This is a genomic window from Ruegeria sp. Ofav3-42, from assembly GCF_022347725.1.
In the GTDB taxonomy this organism is placed as follows: Bacteria; Pseudomonadota; Alphaproteobacteria; order Rhodobacterales; family Rhodobacteraceae; genus Ruegeria.
Map to the genome: position 1 here is coordinate 119,394 of NZ_JAKRGB010000012.1, position 12,214 is coordinate 131,607.

The following is a 12,214-nucleotide window of genomic DNA, read 5'->3' on the forward strand; positions in this document are numbered from 1 at the left end:
ATCACATCGTCCTTTCTGCAATTCGTTCCACCGGCCCGCCGCTGGTGACCATGTGGGGAGCTTGCCGGATCGAATGGGCCTTGGTCGACAGACCCAGCGTGCGCCGCAACGTGATGACAAAAACTTCCCAATTGGTGCGCAGGAACCCAGGGTCAGGCTTTGGCACCTGATCATGAACGGCCTTTGCCAGATCGGGCAGGGCGTGGAACGGCACCTGCGGATACAGGTGGTGTTCGACATGGTTGTTCATGTTCATGTACAGGAAGTTCGCCAGCCAATGCCCGCGGAACGAGCGGGTGCTGTCCAGGATTGAAGGCGAGTTCTCCTGCAGCTCGACATGCTGGATCAAGGTAAACAACAGCATGACCGGCGCGCCCATGATGCGCGGGATCACGATGAGCCAGACAGGCCACCAGATGCCGGCAAAGGGCGCAAGGGCAATCAGCGCATAGATCGCCAGCATGATCCGCGCGTTACGGGTCATCTTCGCGAACTCGTTTTCGGGTGTCACCATTTTCATGGTGTCGGTGTAGTGACCGATCGCCAGATGCCAGAATACTTGCATGTGAAAGCGCAACAGACCAAAGCCTGTGATCTCGGTCAGCCAACCGCCGAAACCCATGGGCGTGTCAAAGGGCATCTGGCTGTCCTTGCCCACGTGCCAAGTATGCGTGTGGTGGTTGGTGTGGGTGTAACGTCGATGCAGCGGCTCTTCCATGTACAGAAGTGACGTGATCCACAGCGCAGCTTCGTTCAGCCAGCGTGTGCGAAAGGCCGTGCCATGGGCGGTTTCATGGCTGAAAGAATAGGCGGGCACCGTCAGCACGACGCCATGCACAAACATCGCTGGCCACAACCACAAAGTATTAAGGCTTAGCCAAACCAGTGTGCTGGTCAGGCACAGGGCACAGACCCATTTGGCCAAATAGACCAAACCCGGGCGATCGGATCGGGCCGCGATGGATTTCAGTGTCTTCTTATCCAGTTTCACACCGGAAGAAGCAGCATTCGTCGGGACATAGTCTGGCATGGTCTCAGCTCGCATAGTCGTCGGTTTTGTGATCGGGAACGGCCTTCAGCTCAGCCAATTGGACGTCAGTTCGATCCGGTTGGCATTGAATTCTCGCGCGGTTTTCTCGTCGGCCTCATCCCATTCAACCGCTCTGTTCGTTCCAAAACGGGGACCAAATCATTTCCTTCCGACCGAATTGTTTGGCTTTTGGAACGCGCAGTTTGTGGCAATTTGCATCTCCTCCCGAGCTGAAAAAGAGATGCCTTACGATCTGCTTCGATGACAAATGATGAATCTTGGGTTATCCCATTAAGAAAATTAATGGAGGTATCGTGCATGATCAATCCGACATCGGGCTTGCCCCCTCTGACCTGGCTGCGTGCATTCGACGAAAGCGCGCGCCATCTGAGTTTCACGCGTGCTGCGACCGAGCTGAACCTGACGCAATCGGCAGTCAGCCAACATGTGCGCAGCCTTGAGGCGTTTCTTGGTCGGGATCTGTTCGTCCGCAAAACCCGGATGTTGGAGTTGACCGAGGATGGGGCGAACTATCTGCCCGGCATACGTGAGGCCTTTGCACTGATAGCCAACAGCACGCGCGCGTTTACCGGATCGCGTGAGGGTGAAATCGTCCGCGTACAATGCAACATGGCTTTCTCGGTATTTTGGCTTACTCCGCGCCTGCATCGGCTGTACGCCCGGCACCCCTGGCTGGTACTCGATATCATAACGCCGATTTGGGACCCGGAACGACATGCTTCGCAAGCCGCGTTGGAAATTAGGTTTGGTCGCCCCGATGAGATGTCCGAGCCGGCTGAAAGGTTGACGGCAGATCGCTTTTTTCCGGTTTGTGCACCCGAATATCAAGGCGGAGAAATCGATCTGGAAACAGCGGTTTTGTTTGACTGTGCCGGTACCACAGGTACTTGGGAGTCTTGGTGTCAGGCCAGTGGGATTGCCTTCGAAAGATCAGGACAGGTTAATCTGACTTCGACATACGTCATTGCCATCAATGCGGCACTGAACAATGCCGGAATTACTATGGCCCATGACACTCTGGTGTCTGACCTGTTGGCAAAAGGACAGCTTACCCGCCCGTTTGCGGATTCAGCGGACCTTGTCGAAGGGTACTATCTTCTGCCTCCTTCGCCCCATTCACTGACACCTGCACGCGAAGCCTTTCTCACTTGGCTGCGAGAGGAAGCTGAACTGACGGCGCTTTAGCCGCGAATCTGGGTTTCAGTTACGCGGTTTCCGGTTCGGAACTACAAATGTCCTGCACAAACAGCTCTACCGCCCGGCGATGCGCCCGCGTCGCTCGGGTTGCGAGATAGAATGTCGACGTCCAGTTCAACATGTTGGGTGCAAGCTCTCGCAGCTTGTCGCGGCGCGCCCAGTTTTCGACGAAGTGAACCGGCAACATGCCCAGATAGTGCCCGGTTTCGATCATTGTCGCCATTGCTTCCATGTTGGCCACAACGGCCTTTGGATGCCTGGCCTGAAGTTCAGGCGAAACCAGCATGTCGTAGTTTCTTTGGCACATTTCATAGCCCGAGATAACGTCGAGATCGATCTGATCGTTGGGTAATTTGAAAAGCGGGTGATCGCGGCCACAGTACAAGTGGTGCACTTCGTGACACAGTTCGGTGTAGACCAGATCAGCTACCTTGTTTCGGAACGGCGCAATAGCGACGTGCAGGTCGCCGGTGATCAGGCGTTGGGTAAGTTCGGTTGGTGAGGCTACCACGATTTCCAGTCGAACTTCGTTGGGCCGGTCCAGAAATCGCTTAAGCGACTTTGCAAGCTTGAGATCCGCCAGCGTGTTGACTGCATCGACGAGTCCGATACGCAGATCACCGGTTATGGTGTCGCGCAGTTCCAGCAGTTCTGCATCAAAGTCACGGGCGCTGCGCAGGATGTCACCGGCTTTGCGATAGGCGATCTCACCCCGCTCAGTCAGGCGGAATCCGCCGCGACCACGTTCACAGATCCGGTAGCCCAGCGCGGCTTCAAGGTCGCGGATTCGGATGCTGATTGCCGATTGGGTTATGCCCAACGCGTATTGCGCGTCGGTAAATCCGCCGCATTCGACCACGGTCACGAATGTCTCTAACAGAGTATTTCTGAGCAGTTTCAACGGGTATCCGCCCCATAGGAGTTATTACGCAAATTACATGAAAAATTCTTATGTGAACATAATCAATATAATATTTTTTCGTGTAAATTTCTGTGTTGTCCTGCCTCTCGATCTCCAAACCGCAAAAGATCAATGGGAGGAAACCTGCATGACATTTACCCTACGGCACGTCAGAAACACCGCTGCAGTAGCACTGCTTAGCCTGACGCCACTCACCGCTTTGGCCGAGGACTGGAAATTCGCCATCGAAGAGATTCCAGGCTCGATCATGGACGCCTATGCGCAAGAGTTTAAATCGCGCATTGAAGCCGCCACCAACGGCGAAGTCACCGTTACAGTTTACCCGATGGGCACTTTGGGTACGCCGACCGAAACCGTTGAGCAAGCTGCTGATGGCATCATCCAGTTTACCAACGTTTCGATCGGTAATCTTGGAACCATCGTTCCCGAAAGCCAGGTGTTTCTGCTGCCTTACCTGCTACCTTCTGATCCAGCCGCGATTTCGGACATCCTCAGCAGCTCGGAAACCATCTACGGTCCGCTGAACGACGATTTCCGCCAGCGTGGTCTGGAAGTGATGACAATGTATTCCGAAGGCCCTCAGGTCTGGACCACCAATCGTGAAATCCGCACGCCTGATGACTTTGAGAACTTCAAGATGCGGGTGATGGTGTCGCCGATCCTGCTGGAGACCTACAAGAACATGGGTGCCAGCCCCACGCCGCTTCCGTTTGGCGAAGTGTTCGGCGCGCTGCAGCTTGGTGCGGTTGACGGTCAGGTGAACCCGATCCCGACCATCGAAGAGATGAAGTTCTACGAAGTCACCAGCCACCTGATCTGGGCCGGTGAACAGGAACTTGTCACCACCGTTGTCGCTGGGTCGGACTGGTTCGAAACCCTCAGCCCGGACCGCCAGCAGTTGGTACGCGATACCATGGCCGACATGACCGGGTTCATTGACGGCGTTGTAACCGACTTCAACCAAAAACGTCTGGACATCATCAAAGAAGCCAAGCCTGACATCGGTCTGGTCGTCCTGACCGAAGAAGAGCGTGATGCCTTTCGTGAGCGCAGCACCGGCACCTCGGCGGCCTATGTCGACACCGTTGGCGGTCGCGGTCAGGAATTGCTGGACGCGCTGCAAGCGGAACTGGCGGGCAACTGATCTCCACCCAAACCACTCACTCAACACTACCTCACGCGCCGCGCGCGTGAGGGCTTTCAAAGGGAGGACACCATGCAAAGCCGCACTGCCACTCCCTTCGGCTTTTTGGGAAAGATCGACGCCGTCATTGGACGGATCGAAGTCTGGATCCTGGGCTGGGGGATCATCCTGATGGCCACGAATACAATCGCCAACGTCTTTGGCCGGTATGTGTTCAACCAGTCCATCTATTTTTCCGAGGAACTGAACGAGTTCCTCATCGTCATCGTCACCTTCATGGGGCTGGGCTATGCCACCCGCAAAGGTATCCACATCCGCATGTCGGCCATCTATGACGCGCTGCCGATCAAGATGCGTAAAGGTCTGATGGTCGTTATCACAGCCACCACGGCGGTCGTTATGGCAGTTCTGGCGTGGTACGCGCTGGAGTATGTGCAGAAGGTCGCCTCTCGCGGGCGGATCACCCCGGCGCTGCAATTGCCACTGTACCTGACATACGTCTGGGTGGTGGTTGGGCTGACACTTGCCGCGTTCCAGTATCTTTTGACCGCGATCCGTAATCTGAATTTCGCCGAGGAAGACGTCTACGTCTCGTACCTCGAAGTCGACAGCTACGAAGATCCCGAAACCGCAGCTGCAATCCAACGCTACGAAGAATCCACGGAGGCAGACAAATGACCGAGTTGATGCTGGTCGTGATGATCGTCCTGTTGCTTGCAGGCTTCCCAATGAAAATGCCGCTGATCTCGGCGGCGGTACTGGGCTTCCTTGTCTATTTCCCTGACATGAGCATGCAGATCCTGATCCAGCAGATGATCGGGGGTGTGAAGCCTGCCGCACTGATCGCGGTGCCCATGTTCATTCTGGCCGCGGATATCATCACGCGGGGACATTCCGCCAACCGCCTGATCGATTTGGTGATGAGTTTCATGGGCCACATCAAAGGTGGGCTGGCCATCTCGGTCACGTCTGCCTGCGCGCTGTTTGGAGCGGTCTGTGGCTCGACACAGGCGACCGTCGTCGCCATTGGCGGAGCGATGCGGCCCCGGATGCTGAAATCGGGCTATAGCGACAGTTTCTCGATTGGGCTGATCGTGAACGCTGCTGACCTTGCCTATCTGATCCCGCCGTCGATTGGTATGATCATCTATGGCGTGGTGTCAGGTACATCGATCTCGCAACTGTTCATTGCTGGTATCCTGCCGGGCCTGCTGATCGTGATGCTGTTTTCGGCATACTGCATGTACTACGCCTATCGCCACGACATCCCCGTCTTGCCGCGCGAAGGCTGGGGGCAGCGCTTTACCGCCCTGCGCAAAGCGCTGTGGCCGATGGGATTCCCCGCCATCATCGTGGGCGGCATTTATGGTGGCATCTTTTCTCCGACCGAGGCGGCCGCGATCTGTGTGCTCTATGCGGTCGTGCTCGAGGTGGTGATCTTCCGCTCAATCAAGATTGGAGATCTGTTTGATATCGCACTGTCCACGGGCGCCATTACGTCGGTGGTATTCATCCTGATTGCCGCAGGTGCCGCGTTCAGCTGGACGCTTAGCTTTGCGCAGGTGCCACAGACCATCATTGCCGCGCTGGGGCTTGAACAAGCCGGACCGCTGATGGTGTTGCTTGCGATCAACGTCGCCTTCTTTGTCGGCTGTATGTTCGTGGACTCGATCGTTGTGATCCTGATCCTGGTCCCGATCTTTGCACCCATGATCAAAGCCAGCGGTCTTGACCCGGTGCTGGTCGGTGTCCTGATCACGTTGCAAGTCGCCATTGGCGCCGCCACGCCCCCATTCGGCTGTAACCTGTTCACAGCTATCGCCGTGTTCCGTCGACCCTTCGTCGAGGTCGTGCGCGGAGTGCCCCCCTTCCTGATCATTCTGTTGATTGTGACCGGCTTACTGATAGCCTTCCCTCAAATTGCCCTGTTCCTGCCGGAACTGGCCTATCGCTAAACCATAAGAAACGGAGAAAATCATGTCGGGACATGGGTATGAATCTGGTCGTCTGAACCTGCCTTTTGTCGGCATCGCGACCTTTGGCAAGAAACCCTATGTCGAGAACTGGGACGCCATCGACGCTGATGTGGCGATCCTGGGTGCGCCGTTTGACTTTGGCTGTCAGTTCCGCTCGGGTGCTCGTTTCGGCCCCCGTTCGGTGCGCGAGGCATCCACGCTGTTCAGCTTTGGTCATGCCGGTGCATATGACCACGAGGATGACGCCACCTATCTGGGCAGCGATGTACGCATCGTCGATCTGGGGGATGCAGATATCATCCACACCAAGACCGAAGAAAGCCACGCTAACATCGAATACGGGGTGAAAAAGATCCTCGATGCCGCGGCGCTGCCGGTCACAATAGGTGGTGATCATTCGATCAATATTCCCTGCATTCGCGCCTTCGAGGAAGACTGCGCCAAGAACGGACCCATCCATGTGATCCAGATCGATGCGCATCTGGATTTCGTCGATGAACGCCGGGGCGTGACTGAGGGCCACGGGAATCCGATGCGCCGCGCAATCGAGAAAGACTATGTTTCAGGCATGACTCAGCTTGGTATCCGCAACGTGTCTTCGACCGCGAAAGAGGGCTATGAAGACGCCCGCGCTCGCGGCTCGGACATTCTGTCTGTGCGACAGGTGCGGAAGCTGGGAACCGAAGCAGTTCTGGATCGCATTCCCGACGGCGCGCGCTATTACGTCACCATCGACATCGATGCGTTTTGTCCCTCGATCGCACCCGGCACGGGTACGCCCAGCCACGGTGGATTTCAGTATTACGACGTGCTTGAAATTCTTCAGGGGCTGAGCAAACGCGGCGACGTCGTGGGCATCGATCTGGTCGAAGTGGCCCCGGCCTACGACCCGTCGGAAAGCACTCAAATCCTGGCGGCGCAATTGTTGTTGAACTTCGTTGGGTTCATCTTCCACAACAAGAAATAAGCTCCCTCCCCATGGCATTCTTCATGAGAGATTGCCAATCCCTGCCAGCTTGCGGTCAATCTGCGAGCTGGCCCTTTTGCATAGTTTTCAAACAATTGCAGTGTCCGGTTTTTGCGACACAACTCTGGTGGTGCGGCGCATTCCAACCAAGTCACCAACTTTCGTGGCTTTGAACGCGAATACCGGTTTCAGAGGTTCCGGGATACCAAAGCCGCACGGTTCAACCAGCCCAAACTGTCGCAGCAGATTTGGACCGAGCCGGGTTGAGATTTGATCTTCGGATGCGTTTAGTACCGAAATGACGAAATCTCAGGCTTCCTCGCCCAGCTATACCAAACGCGCGTACTCTGTCGCTTTTGGCATTGGTGTCGCCCTCGTCGTTATTTTGTCGGTGTTTCTGTACATTTCGCGGGAGACGGGAAATCGCATCGGCGACATGCACGAGGCGTGGCGGGACTACTCGGCTGAAACCACGCCGCGGGGCTACTTGATTTCGGACATTCGCGCGTACTTTGGCTATGGTGGCCTGATCCATAACTTCAAAAACTACGTACTGCGCCACAGCCCAGAATATGGACCCAGACTCAGGCAGCAATCGCGCAATCTACTGGCCACGATAGACGCCTACCGTGGCACCACGCCTTCAACAGCCGAACTGCAAGCGCTGCGACAGATCGAAGAGGTCGCGCTCGAATACACTAACAACATCCCCCGCATTGAGGTCGGCATCGCCGCTGGATTGAGCGCGGAAGAAATCGACGCCCTTGTGCGCGTCGATGACAGGGACGCGTTGACCGCGCTGGCCGAGCTTGAAGCACTGTGGATAGCGGAGCGGGACCAAAGCCTGGTGGGCATGGTTCAAGCGTTCTCAGAAGGCGAACGTTTTGTCCGCCACTTCTCGGTTCTGCTGGTCGGCCTGATCATCGTGATCGGTGTAATTGCCATTCTGACGACGCTATTGATTTCCAACATCCTGCGCACAAACCAACGTTTGAAATCCGAGCTTGCCCTGCGTGAACAGGTCGAATTGGCCGAACGCAAACTGGCCCGCGCGGTCGAGCAAAGCCCGGCGTCAATCATCATCACCGATACAGACCTCAAGATCGAATACGCAAACCGCAAGTTCTTTGAACTCAGCGGTTATGAGCCGGATGAAGTCTACGGACATACGCCAAAAATATTGCAGTCCGGGCATTCGGGGCAGCGTGTTTACAACGAGCTGCAAAATAGCCTTGAAAAAGGTCAAAGCTGGTATGGTGTGTTTCGGAATTTGCGCAAGGATGGTAGCCACTACTGGGTGTCCAATGCGATTTTTCCGCTGGTTGATCAGAACGGGGCGATTACGCACTACATCGGAATTGGCGAAGACCTGACCGAAAGCCGCCGCACCAATGAACAATTCGCGCAGGTCCAGAAGATGGAGGCCGTCGGCATTCTGGCCGGCTCAGTTGCGCATGACTTCAACAATGTTTTGATGAGCGTGACCGGCAATGCCGATCTGATCGAACTGGATGCCGACGGAAATGAAGACATACAAACGTCGGTCGACCATATCCGCATCGCGGCTCGCCGTGCGCAGGCGCTGGTGCGTAAAATGCTGACCTTCGCCCGACAGCGCCCGCGGAACCCCCAGCGCGGGGACATGGTGAAGGCGGCCAAAGAGGCGTTGGAACTCATCCGGGTCTCTGCGCCGCCCAACGTGGAAACCCGTTTTGAAATCAATGTCGATACCGCCTTCTCGGACTTTGACGGCACACTTTTCTTTCAGACATTGCTGAATCTCTGCCACAACGCGTTTGAAGCGATGAGCGATAAACCGGGTGAGGTTGTTTTGCGCATCGGCCTTGCGAACAAGAACGTTTTGGATGATCTGCCGGATGACGCAATCGGCGTTATCCGACTGGACATCCGCGACACCGGGCCGGGCATGTCCAAAGAGCTGCAGGACAAGGTGTTTCAGCCCTTCTTTTCTACCAAACCAGTAGGGAAAGGCACGGGGCTGGGCCTGACCATCGTTCACAACAGCGTTGAAGAGTGCAGGGGGCGTGTAGACCTGCATTCTGAACCCGGAAAAGGCACCCGTTTCAGCCTGTACTATCCATTGATGCCCGCGCTAAGCCCGGAGGAGCAGGCAGACGTCGAGGCTGTCGCGGGCGACGAACATATCCTGTTGGTCGACGATGATGAGAACGTGCTGTACGTCACGCGCCGCCTCCTGACGCGCTTTGGCTATCGTGTCGAGGCTTATTCTGACCCTGTGCGTGCCATCGAGGCCTTCGGGGCCAATCCGGATGCCTTTGATGTGATCGTGACGGACCTCATGATGCCCGGGCTAATCGGCACGGAACTGATCGAGTCCGCCCGTGCGGTCAGAACCGATATTCCGGCCTTGTTGATCAGCAGCTATTTTGAAAACGCGCAGGTTTTGAATGCTGATGACGCTCCGGTCATGGTGCAAAAGCCGGTTGAGGTACGAAACCTTGCACGGATCATCCGATCACTGCTTGGCTGAGTCTTCGTTACAAAATTTAACATCACTTCACAGACCTTAATCTGGATCATATCACCACGAAACAACTGCCCTCTACAGTTCGAACAGCCGGTCCCCGGCCACCCGGAGAGACCGGTCCAGCGACAAAGGGGCATTTAGATGATGACCAAAGCCAGAACATGGTTCTCGGCGCTATCGACAGTTTCGCTGCTGACGATCTGTGCTGCATTACCGGTTCACCAGGTCCAGGCGGAAGAACCGGGCCCGGTAGAAGCAATTGAATTTGACCCAGCCAAGGCAGCCCTTGGGAAAAGATTATTCTTTGATCCACGCCTGTCCGGCGATACCGAGCTGTCCTGTGCCAGCTGCCACCAGCCGGAATACGGTTTCACCGACGGGCAGGCTCTGTCGGACGCCTATGCAGGAAACCTGCACTTCCGCAACGTGCCGACGTTGATTAACAGTGCCAAGCGCGCGGCGTGGTTCCATGACGGACGCATCGGCACCAATCTCAACGACGTGACCCGCGAAAGCATCACCGAGACATACTCGATGAACATGGACATGCGTCTGATGCAGGAACGCATCAAACAGGACCCGGTCTATGTCGAAATGTTCGAAGCTGCCGGATTTGGCGAGCCGTCAAACGGAGGTGTCCGCAACGCAATCCCGGAGTATCTGAAAATTCTGATATCGCGTGGCGCCCCGTTTGACACCGGCGAGATGTCGGAAGAGGCCAAGGCGGGCTATGAACTGTTCAACGCCAGCGGCTGTAACTCGTGCCACTCGGGCGAGCGGTTCACTGATGACCTGCCGCATAACATTGGCGTTCCGGATAATCCGGACATTTGGGCAACGCCGGAGCGTCACATCACCTTCGTGACCATGATGAAATTCCTCGGTGTCGCGAATTACATGAACCTGCGCGCCGACCCGGGCGCTTACATCCGCACCCATACCGCCGACATGTTCGGTACTTTCATGACCGCCACGCTGCGCGAACTGACCTATACCGCGCCGTATATGCATAACGGCACGCTGGCGACGCTCGAAGATGTGGTGGCCTTCTACAACGCCGGTGGCGGTGACGATGAAAACAAGGACCCGCGCATCAAGCCGCTGAACCTGAATGAGACCGAGCAAGCACAGCTGGTAGCCTTCCTTCGGGCGCTGTCCGGCGAGCCGTTGACCGGTCCCGAATTCGTCGCCGAGGACATCGATACGGACTATGCGCCGATCGAGAACTGGCAAAACGCGACAAACTGAGGAGTGGACCCATGAAAGACCTTTCGTCTTACTTCAAAGGCACAATTGCCACCGCTGCCCTGTTTGCCGTTCTTGGTTCGCAGGCCTTTGCGGAAACCGGTATGAAGATTGAGGCTGGTATCGGTGGGGCGGACCCTGATCCGGACGCGCCACTGATGGCGTTGGGCCAACCGCCCGTCCCGCTGGACAACCCGCAAACCGAGGCCAAGATCGAACTGGGCAAAATGCTGTTCTTCGATCCGCGTCTGGGTGGCAACCCGTCGACACCGTGCTCGGCCTGTCACATGCCGGATATCGGTTGGGATGTCGAAGCTCCGATTTCATTCGGGTATCCCGGTACGACCCACTGGAGGAACAGCCAGACCATCGTGAACTCGGCTTATTACGGTAAGCTGTTCTGGGCGGGTTCAAGCAAAAGCCTTGAAAGCCAGGCCAAATCCGCTGCAGGTGGCGCGGTCGCTGGTAACGGCGAGGCCGACATGATGGAGGCTCGTCTGGCATTTGTCCCCGAATATGTCGAGCGGTTCAACGATGTTTTCGGCGATCAGTGGCCGCGGATATCCAATGCATGGCGGGCCATCGCCGCGTTCGAACGGACCATCGTTCAGACCGACACTCCCTTCGACAACTATCTGCGCGGGGATGATGCGGCGCTGACCGAGGAACAGAAGCGTGGGCTGGAACTGTTCACCGGCAAGGCGCAATGTTCCGAATGCCACAACGGCGCGCTGCTGTCGGATGAAAAGTACTACAACACCGGCGTGCCGCCCTATGACGGTTGGCAGGATGACGGTCTGGCACAAGTCACCTTCCGGTACGAGCTTTATGCAAAGGGCACGACCGAAGAGATGTATCGCCACACCAAGGACGACCCCGGCTTCTATTTCCGCACCAAGGAAAAGACCGACAAGGGCAAGTTCCGCACACCGTCCCTGCGCTACACCCTCTATACCGAACCCTACATGCACAACGGCATGTTGGAGACGCTTGAGGATGTGGTCGAATTCTACAACCAGGGCGGTGGCGAGAATGAGTTCGCAGCCAATAAGTCCCAGCTGATCCAACCCCTTGGCCTGAATGATCAGGAAAAGGCGGATCTGGTGGCCTTCCTGAAATCCCTGTCCGGCGAGGAAATCCTGATCGAGGAACCCGACCTGCCGGATTACCAGCCGCTTCCCGCGGTTGCAGCAGAGGAGTAAG

10 protein-coding genes are annotated in these 12,214 nt (G+C 56.3%); 8 read left to right on the forward strand and 2 right to left on the reverse strand.

Annotation, left to right across the window (positions count from 1 at the left end; all coding sequences use genetic code 11):
* Position 1 precedes the first annotated feature (1 nt).
* Positions 2-1,030 (reverse strand): fatty acid desaturase, encoded by a 1,029-nt coding sequence (locus MHN28_RS17485; RefSeq protein ID WP_239343859.1) that lies wholly within the window; start codon positions 1,028-1,030, stop codon positions 2-4.
* A gap of 318 nt (positions 1,031-1,348) precedes the next feature.
* On the opposite strand from MHN28_RS17485, the gene MHN28_RS17490 reads away from it, so the two are divergent.
* Positions 1,349-2,236: a LysR family transcriptional regulator gene (locus MHN28_RS17490; RefSeq protein WP_239343860.1), complete on the forward strand. Its 888-nt coding sequence runs from the start codon at positions 1,349-1,351 to the stop codon at positions 2,234-2,236.
* Between the two features lie 19 nt (positions 2,237-2,255).
* Here the strand turns inward: MHN28_RS17490 and MHN28_RS17495 are convergent, their stop codons facing one another.
* Positions 2,256-3,149: a LysR family transcriptional regulator gene (locus MHN28_RS17495; protein ID WP_239343861.1), complete on the reverse strand. Its 894-nt coding sequence runs from the start codon at positions 3,147-3,149 to the stop codon at positions 2,256-2,258.
* A gap of 148 nt (positions 3,150-3,297) precedes the next feature.
* On the opposite strand from MHN28_RS17495, the gene dctP reads away from it, so the two are divergent.
* The 7 genes from dctP (at position 3,298) to MHN28_RS17530 (ending at position 12,213) form a co-directional block, all read left to right on the forward strand.
* Entirely contained in the window at positions 3,298-4,314 is a 1,017-nt protein-coding gene (gene dctP, locus MHN28_RS17500; protein WP_239343862.1) for a TRAP transporter substrate-binding protein DctP, read from the forward strand.
* Between the two features lie 72 nt (positions 4,315-4,386).
* Complete coding sequence (locus MHN28_RS17505; protein WP_239343863.1) at positions 4,387-4,992, forward strand: TRAP transporter small permease; 606 nt, start codon at positions 4,387-4,389, stop codon at positions 4,990-4,992.
* Positions 4,989-6,269, forward strand: coding sequence for a TRAP transporter large permease (locus MHN28_RS17510; RefSeq protein ID WP_239343864.1), 1,281 nt, complete (start codon positions 4,989-4,991; stop codon positions 6,267-6,269). Before MHN28_RS17505 ends, MHN28_RS17510 begins: the two co-directional genes overlap by 4 nt.
* A gap of 22 nt (positions 6,270-6,291) precedes the next feature.
* Complete coding sequence (gene speB / locus MHN28_RS17515) at positions 6,292-7,257, forward strand: agmatinase (RefSeq protein WP_239343865.1); 966 nt, start codon at positions 6,292-6,294, stop codon at positions 7,255-7,257.
* Positions 7,258-7,555: 298 nt separating this feature from the next.
* Positions 7,556-9,769, forward strand: coding sequence for a PAS domain S-box protein (locus tag MHN28_RS17520; protein ID WP_239343866.1), 2,214 nt, complete (start codon positions 7,556-7,558; stop codon positions 9,767-9,769).
* 138 nt (positions 9,770-9,907) lie between these two features.
* The gene (locus MHN28_RS17525; protein ID WP_239343867.1) at positions 9,908-11,014 is read left to right on the forward strand and encodes a cytochrome-c peroxidase; all 1,107 of its coding nucleotides are present in this window, start codon (positions 9,908-9,910) and stop codon (positions 11,012-11,014) included.
* Between the two features lie 11 nt (positions 11,015-11,025).
* Positions 11,026-12,213, forward strand: a complete 1,188-nt coding sequence (locus tag MHN28_RS17530; protein ID WP_239343868.1) for a cytochrome-c peroxidase — start codon at positions 11,026-11,028, stop codon at positions 12,211-12,213.
* Position 12,214: the final 1 nt, after the last annotated feature.